The organism is Pseudomonas urethralis (assembly GCF_021602465.1).
In the GTDB taxonomy this organism is placed as follows: domain Bacteria; phylum Pseudomonadota; class Gammaproteobacteria; order Pseudomonadales; family Pseudomonadaceae; genus Aquipseudomonas; species Aquipseudomonas vlassakiae.
This window is the reverse complement of the sequence record NZ_BQIJ01000005.1, coordinates 177,935-194,287: the sequence shown is the minus strand read 5'-3', so window position 1 is coordinate 194,287 and position 16,353 is coordinate 177,935. Positions and strand designations below refer to the sequence as shown.

The following is a 16,353-nucleotide window of genomic DNA, read 5'->3' as shown; positions in this document are numbered from 1 at the left end:
CTACCATGATTGATTCAGTTGATAACACGAAACACACGGAATCGTTGTCAGGCGCCCATCCCGCTATGGCCCAGATGGCAGAGCGCATTAACACATCTGCCGATATTAAGAAGTTTCCTACTAAACTATCAGAGTCAGCCTAATGAAGCTGATGCAGCAACTGGCCTTGAATGCATTCTTTGGCTATATCGAGGAATTAATTCTAATGGTCAGTGATGACGTAAGTGGCGTCAGATTCAACGACGTACCGTTTTTTGTGGTGTCACCATTCAAGTTGGTGGTAATGACTTTTTTCACCTTGGGCTTGTACTGGTGGTATTGCTTTTATCAAAGTTGGAGGTTGCACAAAGTCAGGACCGGAGAGCCGGTAATGCCTATTTGGCGAAGCGCGTTCGGAATGTTTTTCATTTACCCGCTATTGAAGCGCGTGGATGATGTCATCCGGGCTTCCGGTAAAGAATACCACTGGTCCATTCTCAGGCTTACGTTGAGCTACTACTGCTTGATGATCGCAGCGTTTGCCGGAACATTTTTGTTGGAAGGTTTACCGTGGATAGCGTTGGTAGCGGCAGTCGCGTTACAGGCACTGTCGCTTTATCTTCTGGCAGTCATGCAAAAGGGGATCAATTTTAGCGCGGGCGATGTGGCAGGTAAGTCAAATAGCAACTTCAGTTGGGTTAATCGGTTTTGGATGTATCTGGGACTTGCGCTGGAGTTGTCCCGGATTTATTCATTGTTCATAGGCCCAGCGGTTAGCTGATCTTCATGTTTCATGGGCGCCACATATTTCAAGACATGCGCCCATAAAAAAGGAGAGCCGAAGCTCTCCTTTTTCATCAACAACCCCTGGCGTCAGCCAATGGTCATCAGGCTGGCATTACCGCCCGCAGCCGCCGTATTCACACTCACCGCCCGCTCGATCACCAGGCGCTCCAGCGCAATCTGGTGGTCGCCGCTGGACAGCCCGTGCACACCGACGATCGCCCCGGCGCGCTTGGCCACCTGCTGGCACACGCCGCGCAGCTGGTCCGAGTCGCCATGGTGGATCACGGCGTCGAACGCCACTTCATCCTTGCTCCAGTCCGCCACCAGCTTGACCTTGGCCTGCAGATCCCGCGGCAGGCGGCCGCGCAGGGCCTTGCCTGGCTCGCTGTCAGCCCACACCGCCGAGCTGCCCACTGCCAGCACGGCAGCGAACTGTGCCAGCAGGTCGGCCTCGTTGTCCGCCAGGCACAGCACGTGCTCACGCGGCAGGATGGTGTAGGTGTTGCGCTCACCGGTCGGGCCTGGCAGCAAGCGGGCGATGCCGCTCTGCGACTGGCCGGCGAACTGGCTGCACAGGGCGGCCAGCTCGGCGTGCTGGTTGCTCTCGGCCCAGGCCTTGAGCGCGTGCAGCGGCTTGATCAGCTGGTCGTGCAGGGTACGGTCCGGCTGGCCTTCGCCATCCTGCTGCTGGAAGTGGCGGCCAATGGCGTCGGCCGGGCGGGTCGACAGCAGACGGTACAGGTACAGCGGGCCGCCGGCTTTCGGGCCGGTGCCGGACAGGCCTTCACCACCGAACGGTTGCACGCCGACCACGGCGCCAACGATGTTGCGGTTGACGTACATGTTGCCGGCGTTGGCAGTCTCCACCACCTTGGCGATGGTCTCGTCGATGCGGGTGTGCACGCCGAGGGTCAGGCCGTAGCCGGACGCGTTGATCTGCTCGATCAGCTGGTCCAGATTGCGGCGGTTGTAGCGCACAACGTGCAGCACCGGGCCAAAGATTTCACGTTTCAGTTCGTCGAAACTGTCCAGTTCGATCAGGGTTGGCATGACGAAGGTGCCACGCTTGATCTCGGCCACGTCGGCGATTGCGACTTGATAGACCGTGCGACCTTTCTCGCGCATGCCCTGGATATGCTTCTCGATACCGGCCTTGGCTTCGGCGTCGATCACCGGGCCGATGTCCACGGCCAGGCGGTCCGGGCAGCCCAGGCGGCTTTCGGCCATGGCGCCCTTGAGCATCTCGATCACGCGGTCGGCGGAGTCTTCCTGCAGGCACAGTACGCGCAGTGCCGAGCAACGCTGGCCGGCGCTATCGAAGGCCGAGGACACCACGTCGATCACCACCTGCTCGGTCAGTGCCGAGGAGTCGACGATCATGGCGTTCTGGCCGCCGGTTTCGGCGATCAGCGGGATCGGCCGGCCCTGGTTGTCCAGGCGGCCAGCGACATTGCGCTGGAGCAGACGGGCGACTTCGGTGGAGCCGGTGAACATCACGCCTTTGACGCGCTCGTCACCGACCAGGCCGGCACCAACGGTTTCGCCGCGGCCTGGCAGCAGTTGCAGCACCCCTTCCGGGATACCGGCCTCCAGCAGCAGGCGCACGGCCTGGGCGGCGATCAGTGGGGTCTGTTCGGCAGGTTTGGCCAGTACCGGGTTGCCGGCCGCCAGGGCAGCGGCAACCTGGCCGGTGAAGATCGCCAGCGGGAAGTTCCACGGGCTGATGCACACCACCGGGCCCAGCGGGCGGTGGGCGTCGTTGCTGAAGTCGTTGCGTGCCTGCACGGCGTAGTAGCGCAGGAAGTCCACGGCTTCGCGCACTTCGGCGATGGCGTTGGCAAAGGTCTTGCCAGCCTCGCGGATGAGCAGGCCCATCAACGGCTGGATCTCTGCTTCCATCAGGTCGGCGGTGCGCTCAAGGATCGCTGCACGCTCGGCAGGTGGGGTGGCTTGCCAGATAGGGGCAGCGTTCAGCGCGCACTGAATGGCATTGTCGACATCGGCGACGGTGGCTTCCTGCACGTGACCGACCACGTCGCGGTGGTCTGCCGGGTTCAGGACCGGCACGGCAGCGGCTTCGCTAGCGGTGCAGGCCAGCATCGGCGTGGCTTTCCAGTCATTGTTGGCAGTGGCCAGCATGGCGCAGGACAGCGATGCCAGGCGGTGTTCGTTGGCCATGTCGATGCCGGCCGAATTGGCGCGCTCGCTGCCATACAGCTCACGCGGCAGCGGGATCCGTGGGTGTGGCAGGCCGATGCTACCTTCCTGGGTGCCCATGCGTTCGATGCTGGCGACCGGGTCGGCGACCAGTTCCTGGATGGAAATCGAGTGGTCGGCGATGCGGTTGACGAACGAGGTGTTGGCGCCGTTTTCCAGCAGACGGCGGACCAGGTAGGCCAGCAGGGTTTCATGGGTGCCGACTGGCGCGTAAACGCGGCACGGACGGTTCAGCTTGCCGTCGGCGACCTTGCCTACGACCTGTTCGTAGAGCGGCTCGCCCATGCCGTGCAGGCACTGGAATTCGTACTGACCCGGGTAATAGTTCTGGCCAGCGATGTGGTAGATGGCCGACAGCGTGTGCGCGTTGTGGGTGGCGAACTGCGGGTAGATGGCTTCCGGTACGGCCAGCAGCTTGCGGGCGCAGGCGACGTAGGACACGTCGGTGTAAACCTTGCGGGTGTAGACCGGGTAGCCTTCCAGGCCTTCGACCTGGGCACGCTTGATCTCGCTGTCCCAGTAGGCGCCTTTCACCAGGCGGATCATCAGGCGGTGGCGGCTGCGCTTGGCCAGGTCGATGACATAGTCGATCACGTACGGGCAGCGCTTCTGGTAGGCCTGGATGACGAAGCCGATACCGTTCCAGCCCGCCAGGGCCGGCTCGAAGCACAGGCGCTCGAGCAGGTCGAGGGACAGCTCGAGGCGGTCGGCCTCTTCGGCGTCGATGTTCAGGCCGATGTCATATTGCTTGGCCAGCAGCGTCAGCGACAGCAGGCGCGGGTACAGCTCTTCCATCACGCGCTCGTACTGGGCGCGGCTGTAGCGTGGGTGGAGCGCCGACAGTTTGATCGAGATGCCTGGGCCCTCATAGATGCCGCGGCCATGGGAGGCCTTGCCGATCGAGTGAATCGCCTGCTCGTAGGAAGCCAGGTACTTCTGTGCATCGTGCTCGGTCAGTGCGGCTTCGCCGAGCATGTCGTAGGAATAACGGAAGCCTTTGGCTTCGAAGCGGCTGGCATTGGCCAGGGCCTCTGCGATGGTTTCGCCAGTGACGAACTGCTCGCCCATCAGGCGCATGGCCATGTCGACGCCCTTGCGGATCATCGGCTCGCCGCTCTTGCCGATGATGCGGGTGAGCGAGGAGGTAAGGCCGGCTTCATTATGGGTGGAGACCAGCTTGCCGGTCAGCAGCAGGCCCCAGGTGGCTGCGTTGACGAACAGCGACGGGCTGTTGCCGAGGTGCGGCTGCCAGTTGCCGTTGCTGATCTTGTCGCGGATCAGGGCGTCGCGGGTGCCTTTGTCAGGGATGCGCAGCAGGGCTTCGGCCAGGCACATCAGGGCCACGCCTTCCTGGGAAGACAGGGAAAACTCTTGCAGCAGGCCCTGAACGATGCCAGCACGGCCGCCAGCACTCTTCTGGTTACGCAGTTTTTCGGCAATACCTGCAGCGAGCTTGTTGGTGGCTTCGGCCAGCGGGGCGCTCAGGCGCGCCTGTTCCAGCAGCATCGGCACGACTTCCTGCTCGGGGCGGCGGTAGGCGGCGGTGATCGCCGAGCGCAGCACCGACTGCGGCAGGATGCTCTCGGCAAATTCGAGGAAGCACTGGTGGCTGTGCTCTGGCTGGACTTCGCCAGCGTCATCGGCCAGGTTGTTGGCGTGACCGTTGAGTTCGGTCAGGGTGGCGCCACCCTCGAGCTTCTCCAGGTAATTGAAGATCGCTTGCTTGATCAACCAGTGCGGCGTGCGGTCGATGGACTGCGCAGCTGCTTTGAGTCGCTCACGGGTCGGGTCATCAAGTTTGACCCCAAGGGTGGTCGTCGCCAATTTCTTATCCTCGTTATTGCCACGGGTGTGGCTTAAGCTGCGCCAAGATTAGCCGTAGGCGATTTTGGGTGCAACCAGGTGCAACCCCATTTTTTCGAGGAAAAGGTGCAACTCGTCTGGCGAGATTTCCTACAGGCCAAAAAGAACCCATTACAGTGCATTTTCTTATGACAAAGGGCCTTTTTGCTCCAAAAAGAAGCAAGAAGCAGGATTTTTCCGAAAGTGCACGAGTGGGTGCAACTTGCAAATGAAAAATGGTTGCACCGCATTTGCGTTGTTGCATAGCATTCGCCGCCTGGGTGCAACCGTCGTCAAGAAGGTTGCGCATGAGATAAAAACAAACGCCAGGGCACATGCATGGGCAATCCACTAACGATCACCTTCGTGATCTACATCGCGGCAATGGTGCTGATCGGTTTCGCGGCCTATCGCTCCACCAACAACCTTTCCGACTACATCCTCGGCGGTCGCAGCCTGGGAAGTGTGGTCACTGCGCTCTCTGCCGGTGCTTCCGACATGAGCGGCTGGCTGCTCATGGGGCTGCCGGGCGCCATCTACTTCTCCGGCCTTTCCGAGGCCTGGATTGCCATCGGCCTGACCGTCGGCGCCTACCTGAACTGGCTGTTCGTCGCTGGCCGCCTGCGTGTGCAGACCGAGCACAATGGCGATGCGCTGACCCTGCCGGACTACTTCTCCAGCCGCTTCGAAGACCAAAGTGGCTTGCTGCGGATCATCTCGGCGATTGTGATCCTGGTGTTCTTCACTATCTATTGCGCCTCCGGCATCGTTGCCGGTGCTCGTCTGTTCGAAAGCACCTTCGGCATGCCGTACGAGACTGCCCTGTGGGCCGGTGCCGCGGCGACCATCGCCTACACCTTCGTCGGTGGCTTCCTGGCGGTGAGCTGGACCGACACCGTGCAGGCCTCGCTGATGATCTTCGCGCTGATCCTCACGCCCGTGATCGTGTTGATCTCCACGGGGGGCTTCGATACCACCTTCCTGGCCATCGAAGCGCAGAACCCGGCCAACTTCGACATGCTCAAGGGCGCCACCTTCGTTGGCATCATCTCGCTGATGGGCTGGGGCCTGGGCTACTTCGGCCAGCCGCACATCCTGGCGCGCTTCATGGCCGCCGACTCGGTGAAGTCGATCGCCAACGCCCGTCGCATCTCCATGACCTGGATGATCCTGTGCCTGGCGGGTACCTGCGCCGTGGGCTTCTTCGGCATCGCCTACTTCTCGGCGCACCCTGAACTGGCGGGCCCGGTCACCGAGAACCATGAGCGCGTATTCATCGAGCTGGCCAAGATCCTGTTCAACCCGTGGATCGCCGGTGTGCTGCTGTCGGCCATCCTGGCGGCGGTGATGAGCACCCTGAGCTGCCAACTGCTGGTCTGCTCCAGCGCCCTCACCGAAGACTTCTACAAGGCCTTCCTGCGCAAGAACGCTTCGCAGGGTGAGCTGGTGTGGGTCGGCCGCCTGATGGTGCTGGCCGTGGCCCTGATCGCCATTGCCATGGCGGCCAACCCGGAAAACCGCGTGCTGGGCCTGGTGGCTTACGCCTGGGCCGGCTTCGGTGCTGCCTTCGGCCCGGTAGTGCTGATCTCTGTCCTGTGGAAAGGCATGACCCGTAACGGCGCGCTGGCGGGTATCGTGGTGGGTGCGCTGACCGTGATCCTGTGGAAGAACTTCGATACGCTCGGCCTGTACGAAATCATCCCAGGCTTCCTGTTTGCCAGCATCGCCATCGTTCTGGTCAGCAAGCTGGGCAGCCCGTCGCAGGCGATGGTGCAGCGCTTCGAAACCGCTGATGCGGCGTACCACGCTGACAAGTAAGGCAAATCTCCGCTGGTTTGGCGGGTGCTGAGTGCCGATAGCGAGTCGTCAGTCATCGTCCTGCAAACGCGAACGGCCCGAACAACCATGTTGTTCGGGCCGTTCGCGTTTTCAGCTAGGGCAGGTTACAGCGAGAACGCCAGGCGAGTGCCTTCGAACGCCATGCCATTTCGTGGGCGAATCGCGGCGTCGTAGTTTCCGGCAGCGTATCCGTCCAGGCTGACGGCCCAGGCATCGGTGTCGGAGCTGGGTACGACCAGGGTGACGATACTGCCATCGGGCCGGGTCAGTTCGACAACGGCGGTGTACGGCGCATTCATGACGCCGAGCTTGCCTTTCAGGGTGGGTGTCGCAGTGCTATCGAGTTCAATGGAAGCTTTCATGCGCTTTACTCGGTTGGGTGGAGCCGCGATTGTCGATCCGTGGCGGGGCTGGAAAAATCGGGAAGGTATTCCTCAGGCCGCATGGCTCTGGCGGTCAGGGGTGTGCAGGGTGCCGATCGGCTGTCGCACCTGACGGCGGCAGTCTGACAAGGTAAACTTGCCAGCCCCGCAGGAGTTGCCATGAACTATCGTCACGCCTTCCACGCCGGCAACCATGCCGACGTCCTCAAACATATCGTGCTGACCCGCCTCATCGCCCTGATGTCGCGCAAGGAGCAGCCGTTCGCCTACATCGACACCCACGCCGGTCTTGGTCTGTACGACCTGCAAGGCGATCAGGCCACCCGCACCGGTGAATACCTGGAGGGCGTCGCCCGCCTGTGGAACCGTGATGACCTGCCGGCCATGGCGGCGGACTACCTGCGCATCATCAAGCGGCTGAATGCCAATGGTGAGCTGCGCTACTACCCAGGTTCGCCCGAGCTGGCGCGTCGCCTGATGCGCGAGCAGGACCGTGCACTGCTCAACGAGAAGCACCCGGAAGACGGGCCGCTGCTCAAAGAGAACATGAAGAAAGACCCGCGTGTGGTCGTGCACCTGGGCGAAGGCTGGCATGTGCCGCGGGCACTGCTGCCGGTGCAGGAAAAGCGCGCGATCATGCTGATCGACCCGCCGTTCGAGCAGGCTGACGAGCTCAAGCGCTGCACCAACTCGATGAAAGAGGCGATCGGCCGCATGCGCCAGACCGTCGCGGCCATCTGGTACCCGATCAAGGACCAGCGCTCGCTGACCCGCTTCTACCAGGACCTGACCAGCACCGGCGCGCCGAAGCTGCTGCGGGTCGAGCTGTATGTGCACCATCAGGACAGTCCGCAGGGGCTTAACGGCTCGGGCCTAGCCATTGCCAACCCGCCGTGGGGGCTGGAAGAAGAACTGCGTGAACTGCTGCCTTGGCTGGCCAGGGAGCTGGCGCAGACTGCTGGCAGTTTCCGCATGGACTGGCTGATCGCCGAATAAACGGCGCTGCGTTATAATCTCGCCTTTTAGCCGCCAGCCGCCTACGAGGCCGCTGGCGCATCTCTACCGAATGAAGAGGCTAATCCCTTGGCATTGACGATTCTTGGCCTGTCCGGCGCCCTTAGCCATGACCCTTCCGCGGCCTTGTACATTGACGGCAAGCTGATTGCCGCCGCCGAAGAAGAGCGCTTCGTGCGTGACAAGCATGCGAAGAACCGCATGCCCTACGAGTCGGCGAAATTCTGCCTGGAACAAGCCGGCATCAAACCGTCCGACGTTGACGTGGTGGCCATTCCGTTCGCCCCGATCAGCCTGTTCGGCAAGGCCCGCTGGCACTACGCCAAGCGCTACTGGTACGCCCCGGACCGCGCCCTCGACGCCATCCTGATGGGCAACCGCCGCTACAAGCGCTACCGCAAGAAGATCGTCTGGTGCCTGGAGCAGCTGGGATTCGACCCGAAAAAGGTCAAGATCGAACCGGTCGAACACCACCTGGCTCACGCTTCCAGTGCCTACCATTGCTCGGGCTTCAAGGAAAAGACCGCGATCCTCGGCATCGACGGCAAGGGTGAGTACGCCACCACCTTCTTCGGTTATGGCGAAAACGGCAAGATCCACAAGATCAAGGAATTCTTCGATCCGGACTCGCTGGGTGGCCTGTACGGCGCGATCACCGAATTCCTTGGCTTCGAGATGCTCGACGGTGAATTCAAGGTCATGGGCATGGCGCCGTACGGCGACGCCAGCAAGTACGATTTCTCCCGCCTGGCCAGCTTCGAGAACGGCGAACTGGTGATCAATACCGAGTACGCCAACGTCATCGGCCTGCGCCGCTATAAAGAGAAGGGCAAGGGCTTCTACTTCTCGCCGAAGCTGATCGAATGGCTGGGGCCCAAGCGTGAAGGCGATATCGCCGACGAGCCGTACATCCACTACGCGGCCAGCATGCAGGCGTTGTTCGAAAAGATCGCCTTGCAGATGATCGATCACTACCTGGGTGACACCCTGCGTGAAACCGGCAAGCTGGCGTTCGCCGGCGGCTGCGCGCTGAACGTCAAGCTCAACCAGAAGATCATTGCCCGTTCCGACGTCAAGGAACTGTTCGTCCAGCCGGCCTCCGGTGACGCGGGTACCGCTGTCGGTGCTGCTGCCTACGTTTCTCACGCCCGTGGCGTGCCGGTCGAGAAGATGGAGCACGTCTATCTCGGCCCTTCCTACTCCAACGAAGACGTGATCGCCGCCTGCGCCCGTCACCCGAACGCGCCGAAATGGCGCAAACTCGACGACATGCCGCAGCGTATCGCCAAGATCATGGTCGATGGCAATCCGGTGGCCTGGTTCCAGGGCCGCATGGAGTTCGGCCCGCGTGCCCTGGGTGGCCGTTCGATCATCGGTTGCCCGAGCGTGCCGGGCGTGGCCGACCGCATCAACGAGCAGATCAAGTTCCGCGAACGCTGGAGACCTTTCTGCCCGTCGATGCTCGACACCGTCGCCCCGCAGATGATCAAGGTCGACCACCCGGCGCCGTTCATGACCTTCACCTTCGAAGTGGCTGAAGAGTGGAAGACTCGTGTACCGGAAGTGGTGCACGAGGACGGCACCTCGCGTGCCCAGGTGCTCAAACGCGAATACAACCCGCGCTACTACGACATGATGAAGGCGCTGGAAGACCTGACCGGCAACGGCGTGTCGCTGAACACCTCGCTGAACCGCCGTGGCGAGCCGATGATCTGCTCGCCGACCGACGCCTTGAACATGTTCTTCGGCTCGGACCTGCAGTACCTGATCATGGAAGACATCCTGGTCGTCAAGGACGGCGCGGCCGCCTATGACCAGCCGCTCTGAAACGCGGATCCTGCAGTTCTGCCATGGCTATGACGGGCCGTTCCTCGATTGTGCCCGTCAGTACGCCAGCCTGTTCCAGGGCAGCGGCTACAAGGTCACTACCGTGTTCCTCACCGGCGCCGCCGACCCGCAGGTTGCGGCTGGCTGCGCGTCGGACGAGGTGCTGTTCCTCGAATTCAGTTCCAAGGCCGTGCGTGGCCTGAAGCTCGGTGCAATACGCGCCCTGCGGCGTATCGCGGCCGAACGCAATTTCAGCTTCTGCATCGCTCACCGTTTCAAGCCGATCTATGTCGCGCTGCTGGCGACCGGCTTGCCGGTGATCGGCGTGCACCACGCGTTCGGCGATTATGAGCGCAAGGGCCGGCGTCTGTTCGCCAACCTGTTCAGCAAGCGCCTGAGCTTGCTGGGTGTGTCGGATGCGGTGCGTGACGACATGCGCCGTTGCTTGCCGCAGTGGCCGGCCGAACGTATCCAGACGTTGTACAACCGTATCGATATCGACGCCCTGCAGGCCGCCCTGGTATCCCGTGCCGAGGCCCGCGTGGCACTGGGCCTGGATGCCCAGGCCTGGGTGGTCGGCAATGTCGGTCGCCTGCACCCGGACAAGGATCAGGCGACCTTGCTGCGTGGCTTTGCCGAGGCGCTGCCGGGCCTGCCGGCCGGTGCTCGCCTGGCTATTCTTGGCAAGGGCCGCCTGGAGGCCAAGCTCAAGGCACAGGCCGCCGAACTGGGGATTGCCGCGCAGGTGGACTTCCTTGGCCAGGTGCCGGATGCCCGTCGCTATTTCCAGGCCTTCGACGTGTTTGCGCTGAGCTCCGACCATGAGCCGTTCGGCATGGTTCTGCTCGAGGCCATGGTCGCTGGCGTGCCAGTATTGGCAACGGCCTGCGGCGGTGCGCGCGAAGTCGTGGAAGGTGTTGGTGTGCTGTTCCCGCTGGCCGACGCCGGGCAACTGGCGCAGGGCCTCAAGCACATGGCCGCGCTGGATGAACAGCAGCGTGAAGCCTGCGCCGCGCACATGTTGCGGCGCCTGCACGAGCGGTTTTCCGACCACGCTGTGCGCGAGGCGTTCTGGCAATTGCCACAGGTTCGTGCGCTGGCGGGGAAGGCGTGATGCTCAATCATATCCAGGCCTTGCGCGAACGCGGTTGGCAGGCCATCGATGCGCCTGCCTACGCCGAGGCGTGGGCGCGATTCGGCGGCAGCGTCGCGACCCACCCATTGGTGGTCGGGCAGTTGGCGGATCTGGCACAGATTCCGGTGCGTTACCTGGGCTGGTACCAGGCAGGTGAATTGAAGGCTGCCATCCCGACCTGGGGGCGGCACCTGGCGTTGTCCAAGGACGTGCTCAAGCGTGCTGGCAAGAAGGCCCTGTTCGACCTTGGCAATGCCGAGATCATCCTCCCGGCAGCGGCTGATGCCGGCGCGCCGTTGCGCCATGGCGCACGCTACCTGTCCGAACTGAACCAGGGCCGCTTCAGCGGCCTCAAGGTGCAGAAAGAGCAGCTGGCCATGGCCCGCCCCCATGAAGACCTGTCGAAGAAGTTCCGCTACAACCAGCGCCGCGAATTGCGCCTGCTGGAAGAAGCGGGTGGGGTGGTGCGACCGATCAGCGACTTCAGCGCGCAGCAGATCGCAGCCATGTACTGCGACCTGTTCCTGCGCCGCTGGGGCTTCCCGGCCACCGGTGCCGAGCGCATGGCCGAAGTGCTGGAGCGCCTGCGCGAGCTGCTGATCGGCTCGGTGCTGATGCTCGACGACAAACCCATTGCCATCCAGCTGGTGTACCGCGTTGAAGCGCCTGAGTGGATCAGCGTCGAATACATCAACGGTGGTGTCGATCCCGAAACCAAGGCTTTCAGCCCCGGTAGCGTGCTGAGCTTCCTCAATACCCAGGCGGCCTGGGAAGATGCCAAGGCGCGCAACAAGCCCCTGCGCTTCTCGTTCGGCCGAGCCGACCGGGAGTACAAGGATCGGTGGTGCAACCCTGTGCCGGTATTCCAGTCGTGAGCCGCAAGCAGCAATTGCTCAGGCGCCATCGGCGCAACAAACGCCTGGGTTTGCTGGCCAGTCTGGTTGTGCTGCTGGTGCTGGGGGTCGTCACCTGGTGGTGGCTGCCGCTGTTGCTGCTGCCTTTGCTCTGGGTCGCGCACGAAGCCTGGTTCGCCGACCACCTGTTCTATGCGCCTGGCGAAGATTACGCCTACCGCTTCGGCGAGCTGAGCCAGGAAGCGCCGGTCGTGCTGCGCGACGGGTTGCTCAAGGTGGACGCGACCTTGCAGGGTGATGAAACCCTGGTGCTTGAAGTGCGGGTGAAAAGTGGTTGGCTGGGGCGCTTCCTCGATCCACGGGTCGAGTTGTACGGCAGCGAATGCATGGATCGGCAAACCTTCGAGCGTGGTGTCGAGGGGGTGCGTTTCCTCAACCTTACCGGGCTGGCGGCCCCACTGCAGGCGGGCACGCTGCGTCTGCGTGGGCGCTTTTGCCAGTTGCAGGGGGAACCGCGCCTGTGGGTAACCCCCGGCGTCGAGCTGCAGCGGCGCCGCGTGATGGTCATCGCGCCGCATGCCGATGATGCCGAGCTGGCGGCTTATGGCTTGTACAGCCAGGCGGACGAAGCCTGGGTGGTGACCCTGACTGCAGGGGAGATCGAAGCCGAGCACTATCAGCAGATGGGCCTGGGCAAGTCGGAGGCTGCCCGCTTGAAGGGGCGCCTGCGCGCCTGGGACAGCATCGCCGTACCGCGCTGGGCTGGTGTACCCGAGTCCCGTTGCGTGCAGTTGGGGTATTTCTGCCTGCAACTGCCCGCCATGCAAGCTGCGCCTGATCAGCCCGCTGCGTCCCGCGAAGCGGACATGGCCGATATCCGCACGTTCCGCCGGTTCAACCCGTTCCCGCTGCCGGCCGACCGCGATGGTGCGCCAACCTGGCAGAACCTGCTGGCCGACCTGCGGGCCCTGCTGGAGATGGCCAGGCCTGAAGTGCTGGTCATGCCCCATCCGCAACTTGACCCCCACCCCGACCATATCTGCGCCCAGGCGGCCGTCATGGAGGCCCTGCTGGGCGTCGAGTGGCAGCCGCAGACGCTGCTGTGTTACGCCAACCATCTGCATGACAACGACCGCTGGCCCATGGGCGACAGCGGCGATGGCGTGGCCTTGCCGCCGCAACTGAGTGCCGAGCAGGCCTGGGCGCCATGTGCCTTGCTGCTGGATATCGCTACCCAACGCGACAAGGCCATGGCCTTGGGCATGATGCACGACCTGCAGCCGCCTGCGCCGTTCAAGCGTCGCTTGCGCCGCTTGCTGCAGCGCTGGCTGGCCGGGCGCCGGCCGTCGCCTTACGGGGAGAACGAGTTCTTCCGCAAGGCCGTGCGCCGGCATGAATTGTTCTGGCGGCGTGAGCTGTAGGCCTGACCGCGATGGCGCAGAGCGCCCAAGGAAAGCAATGAAAGTCCTATTTCTGGTACAGAAGGAACAGCGCGCGATCCTCGATCGCCTGTACGATGGCGTCGCGGCCAACTGTGAATGCGATCTGCGCTGGCTGACCAGCGAAGACCAGCGCAACCTGCGCCGTTACTTCAAGCGTGAGGTGCAGGTCGAGCGCTATGACCGTATCGTCTTCTTCCTGCGCTTCAAGCAAGAGATCCGCCAGGCCGCCTTCATCCGCACGGTGCCAAACCTGGTCATTCTCGAGCACGACGCCTACCAGAACTACATCCCTTGCAAGTACACCGGCAAGTTCAGCGCGCATTACCGCAAGATGCCGTGGGCGCGCGTGATCAGCTCGGGCTACAGCGTCAGCGAGCGTCTGCGTCAGGAGGGCTTCGACGCGGTGTTCGTGCCCAAGGGCTACGATGAACAACTGCTGGCCGACCAGGGCCGTGAGCGCGATATCGAACTGGCATTCGTCGGCAGCACCAACAGTGTCGCGTACAGCGGGCGCAAGGCGCTGCTGGACGAGCTGGGGCAGGTAGAAAACCTGGTCGTGACCCGCACCAAGTCGGGCGAGGATTACTGCAACACGCTCAACCGTATCCAGTACTTCGTCAGCGCCGACGTGGGCATGGGCGAGTACATGATCAAGAACTTCGAAGCCATGGCTTGCGGCTGTGTGCTGCTGGCCTACGACCAGGGCGAAGCAGAGAATCGCGCGTTAGGGCTGCAGGACATGGTCAATGTCGTGTTCTACGACAACATACCGACCTTGCAGGCAAAGTTACGCACTTTGCGCGAAAACCCTGCGCTAGCACAGCAGATTGCCGAAAATGGTCGCGAGTTGGCAGTGTCGCGTTTCAGTTTCGCGGCAGTGGGGCGCAGTATCGTCGAGCATATGCGCCCGGCGCTCAGGCCTCAGCCGCCGCTGTCTGCATGGCAGCGCTTGCGCCTGAAACTCGGCTTCTGACCACCTGCCTCTGAGATGACAGCGTTGGCTGAAGGTTTCATGTTGATGCCGGGCACTAAGCCGTGTTGCCAGGGTCATCCAAGGGGCAGCACTGCTGTCCAACATTTCCAGCCTATGCTGGTGAAGGGCGCTTTTCCGGCGTCATGTCGGGTAAGACCGGCATTGACGCTGGTTATGGGTGCCCTTGTCTGCATGGGAAATCCGATTCTTGAAATTGAGGTTGCAGTCCCACCTGGCCTGGACGGGCGAGGGGCGCTATCCCCATGAATATCGTCAATATGATGTGGGCAGGCGGTTCGCCGTACATGTCCATCCACAAGGTCCACCAGCAGGTGCTGTCGCACGCAGGGGCCGATGCTTCCATCAGTAACTGGTTGTTACTTGGGGGCGAGCTGTGTCACGGTCGTGGCCCCACCCGCGTGTGGCACATACCGCAGCGTGTGCTGAAGGGAAAAAGCCTTTGGCGTCTATTGCTGCCCTGGCAGCGCCTGCGTCTGCGCAGGGCGCTGCAACAAGCCCGTGCTGACGTCATCCTGCTCGATGGTGTAGGGGTAGCACGCCTGGTGCTGCCGGTATTGCACCAGGTTCCGGGAATACGGGTCAAAGTGCTGTTCCATGGCAGTACCCGGCTCAATGCCAGCGACGTGCGCTTGTTGAACCAGTTGCCGCCAGAGCGTCTGAGCATCGCAGCAGTCTCGCAGACTTTGGCGCGCTCGCTTGAGCAGGACATTGGTCGTCCTGTGCAGGCGCTGCGCATGGCATTCGACCCGCAGGCCTTCGCCAGGCCACTACTCAGTCGTGAGCAGGCCCGCCAGGCGCTGGCATTACCCCAAGCGACCGGTCAGGTGCTCGGAGCCGTGGGACGGCTGGTCGAGAGTAAAGGCTTCGCGATGCTGATCGAGGCATTCGCCAAGGGGGCCGCCAAGCGCCCGGACATGCGCTTGGCGATTGTCGGTGATGGTCCTCTGCGCGCCAGTTTGGCGGCGCAAATTGATGCGCTGGGGCTGACCGGGCGGGTGTTGCTGTGCGGCCACCACGATAATTTGCAGCAACTCTACCGGGCGTTTGACTGGCTGCTGGTGCCGTCGCGTGCCGAGGGCTTGGGCCTTGTAGTGCAAGAAGCCGTAATGGCGGATCTACCGGTGATTTGCAGCGACTTGCCAGTGTTTCGTGAGCAGTTGCGGGAAGCGGGCTTGTATCTGCCGGTTGGCGACGTTGAAGCTTGGTCCCAGGCAATCGAACGCTGCGATGCCCCCAGCGCTCAGGCCATGGCCGCTCGTCAGCGCGAGGCACTGGCGCCCGAGGCGGCATGGCAGGCGTTCTGTGACGGGGCGCAGAAGCTGCTGCGTGGTTGAAGTCAGCGCGCCAGCAGAGCCGCCTCGAAGTCGGCGAGCGGGAATTGCTCACCCAGGTTTTCCCGCTCGATGTAACGCACCATGTGTTGCACATTGCGCCTGATCATCCGTGCAGAGAGTGGCGGGCGCAGGAAGCGCATGTCTGCCACATCGATCAGGCCGAGATGTTGATCAGGCGTTACGACTACATTACCCAGGTGCAGCGAGCGGAAGTACACGCCATTGCGGTGCAGTTGGCGGATCAGTTCGATCAGCCGGGGCAGGTAGGTGGCCCAGCTGAACTCGGCATCACGCGATAGTTGCAGCAGTGTCCGCCCTGGCAGAGGGCGATACAGCACTGCTGTTCTGCCTGGCACATCGAGCTTGTGCTGGCTGATCACTTCGAGCGTGGGGATCCCGAGTTGTCGCAGGCGAGCGGCATTGTCGACAAAGCGCTGCGAGTACGGTCGAAGCAACGCAGATGAAATCAGACGCTTCCTACGAAAAACCTTTAGGAAGTTTCCATCCCTGAGCAGGTAAACTTTGGCGCCATGGCTATCTGCCTCTAGCACCTGGGCTCCAAGTGTCAGCTGATCGAAGTCGACCTGGGAGAGGCGGGAGCACTGCATGTATAAGGCCTTGTCGTCTGGCAAGCGAAAATGACTGGCAATAATGCCGAAAATAAAGCTGTTGCACCATGTCTGGTGTCATTTGCGTTACCGGGGAGT

At 62.4% G+C, this 16,353-nt stretch carries 12 protein-coding genes; 9 read left to right on the top strand and 3 right to left on the bottom strand.

Translation table 11 applies throughout. The features are described 5' to 3' along the window. Positions 1 to 142: 142 nt before the first annotated feature. Entirely contained in the window at positions 143 to 760 is a 618-nt protein-coding gene (locus L6D64_RS10705) for a hypothetical protein (RefSeq protein ID WP_176508215.1), read from the top strand. 92 nt (positions 761 to 852) lie between these two features. Here L6D64_RS10705 and putA read toward each other — a convergent pair whose 3' ends face one another. After that, positions 853 to 4,806 carry a trifunctional transcriptional regulator/proline dehydrogenase/L-glutamate gamma-semialdehyde dehydrogenase gene (gene putA / locus L6D64_RS10700; protein ID WP_176508216.1) on the bottom strand — a complete coding sequence of 1,318 codons (3,954 nt, stop codon included), beginning with the start codon at positions 4,804 to 4,806 and terminating at the stop codon, positions 853 to 855. 357 nt (positions 4,807 to 5,163) lie between these two features. On the opposite strand from putA, the gene putP reads away from it, so the two are divergent. After that, positions 5,164 to 6,642 carry a sodium/proline symporter PutP gene (putP, locus tag L6D64_RS10695; protein WP_176508217.1) on the top strand — a complete coding sequence of 493 codons (1,479 nt, stop codon included), beginning with the start codon at positions 5,164 to 5,166 and terminating at the stop codon, positions 6,640 to 6,642. A gap of 125 nt (positions 6,643 to 6,767) precedes the next feature. Here the strand turns inward: putP and L6D64_RS10690 are convergent, their stop codons facing one another. Beyond that, complete coding sequence (locus L6D64_RS10690) at positions 6,768 to 7,025, bottom strand: hypothetical protein (protein ID WP_176509968.1); 258 nt, start codon at positions 7,023 to 7,025, stop codon at positions 6,768 to 6,770. A 180-nt stretch (positions 7,026 to 7,205) separates the two neighbouring features. On the opposite strand from L6D64_RS10690, the gene L6D64_RS10685 reads away from it, so the two are divergent. From L6D64_RS10685 to L6D64_RS10655, 7 genes are all read left to right on the top strand, one after another. Further along, positions 7,206 to 8,042, top strand: a complete 837-nt coding sequence (locus tag L6D64_RS10685; protein ID WP_176509969.1) for a 23S rRNA (adenine(2030)-N(6))-methyltransferase RlmJ — start codon at positions 7,206 to 7,208, stop codon at positions 8,040 to 8,042. 87 nt (positions 8,043 to 8,129) lie between these two features. Further along, entirely contained in the window at positions 8,130 to 9,887 is a 1,758-nt protein-coding gene (locus tag L6D64_RS10680) for a carbamoyltransferase family protein (protein WP_176509970.1), read from the top strand. Next, positions 9,871 to 11,001: a glycosyltransferase gene (locus L6D64_RS10675; protein WP_176509971.1), complete on the top strand. Its 1,131-nt coding sequence runs from the start codon at positions 9,871 to 9,873 to the stop codon at positions 10,999 to 11,001. The genes L6D64_RS10680 and L6D64_RS10675 overlap by 17 nt, the downstream gene beginning before the upstream one ends. Continuing rightward, positions 11,001 to 11,897, top strand: coding sequence for an antimicrobial resistance protein Mig-14 (locus L6D64_RS10670; RefSeq protein ID WP_176509972.1), 897 nt, complete (start codon positions 11,001 to 11,003; stop codon positions 11,895 to 11,897). Before L6D64_RS10675 ends, L6D64_RS10670 begins: the two co-directional genes overlap by 1 nt. Continuing rightward, entirely contained in the window at positions 11,894 to 13,297 is a 1,404-nt protein-coding gene (locus tag L6D64_RS10665) for a PIG-L family deacetylase (protein ID WP_176509973.1), read from the top strand. The genes L6D64_RS10670 and L6D64_RS10665 overlap by 4 nt, the downstream gene beginning before the upstream one ends. Before the next feature lie 37 nt (positions 13,298 to 13,334). Further along, positions 13,335 to 14,291: a glycosyltransferase family protein gene (locus L6D64_RS10660; protein ID WP_176509974.1), complete on the top strand. Its 957-nt coding sequence runs from the start codon at positions 13,335 to 13,337 to the stop codon at positions 14,289 to 14,291. A 263-nt stretch (positions 14,292 to 14,554) separates the two neighbouring features. Beyond that, a complete protein-coding gene (locus L6D64_RS10655) occupies positions 14,555 to 15,646 on the top strand; it encodes a glycosyltransferase (protein WP_176509975.1) in 1,092 nt (363 codons plus the stop codon). 2 nt (positions 15,647 to 15,648) lie between these two features. Here L6D64_RS10655 and L6D64_RS10650 read toward each other — a convergent pair whose 3' ends face one another. Next, positions 15,649 to 16,254, bottom strand: coding sequence for a lipopolysaccharide kinase InaA family protein (locus tag L6D64_RS10650; RefSeq protein WP_176510020.1), 606 nt, complete (start codon positions 16,252 to 16,254; stop codon positions 15,649 to 15,651). Positions 16,255 to 16,353: the final 99 nt, after the last annotated feature.

What these genes read in the sequence shown, in the direction of transcription:
- L6D64_RS10705 (WP_176508215.1), top strand. Translation starts at nt 143, where the DNA reads ATGAAGCTGATGCAGCAACTGGCCTTGAATGCATTCTTTGGCTATATC.
- putP (WP_176508217.1), top strand. Translation starts at nt 5,164, where the DNA reads ATGGGCAATCCACTAACGATCACCTTCGTGATCTACATCGCGGCAATG.
- L6D64_RS10690 (WP_176509968.1), bottom strand. Translation starts at nt 7,025, where the DNA reads ATGAAAGCTTCCATTGAACTCGATAGCACTGCGACACCCACCCTGAAA.
- L6D64_RS10685 (WP_176509969.1), top strand. Translation starts at nt 7,206, where the DNA reads ATGAACTATCGTCACGCCTTCCACGCCGGCAACCATGCCGACGTCCTC.
- L6D64_RS10675 (WP_176509971.1), top strand. Translation starts at nt 9,871, where the DNA reads ATGACCAGCCGCTCTGAAACGCGGATCCTGCAGTTCTGCCATGGCTAT.
- L6D64_RS10670 (WP_176509972.1), top strand. Translation starts at nt 11,001, where the DNA reads ATGCTCAATCATATCCAGGCCTTGCGCGAACGCGGTTGGCAGGCCATC.
- L6D64_RS10660 (WP_176509974.1), top strand. Translation starts at nt 13,335, where the DNA reads ATGAAAGTCCTATTTCTGGTACAGAAGGAACAGCGCGCGATCCTCGAT.
- L6D64_RS10655 (WP_176509975.1), top strand. Translation starts at nt 14,555, where the DNA reads ATGAATATCGTCAATATGATGTGGGCAGGCGGTTCGCCGTACATGTCC.
- L6D64_RS10650 (WP_176510020.1), bottom strand. Translation starts at nt 16,254, where the DNA reads ATGCAGTGCTCCCGCCTCTCCCAGGTCGACTTCGATCAGCTGACACTT.